Raw genomic sequence first — 217 nt, 5'->3', positions numbered from 1 at the left:
CCCGCGATACGTTCTATAATACGGTCGGCAATGAGAGCAACTCGCAGCCTCTTGCCTATGGCCCTGCAATGGTTCTGGCCAAGGGGTGGGACGGCCGGCCGGTTCCGATGGTCCTGTCCGATAGCCTCATCGAGCGCCAGGAGATTGCCGCCACGGCCGATGCCAGGCGCAACATGGGCATGTGGCTGCGCTGGCTTGATGTGCGAGATCCGGTATG

General features: G+C 62.2%; 1 pseudogene. It reads left to right on the top strand.

The features are described 5' to 3' along the window. Positions 1-217 (top strand): annotated as a pseudogene (locus AF337_RS16655) (hypothetical protein); the annotation flags it as partial.

This window comes from Rhizobium ecuadorense, assembly GCF_001187535.1.
Classification (GTDB): Bacteria; Pseudomonadota; Alphaproteobacteria; order Rhizobiales; family Rhizobiaceae; genus Rhizobium; species Rhizobium ecuadorense.
Note: the sequence above shows the minus strand (reverse complement) of the source record. Positions and strands in the feature narration are given on the sequence as shown.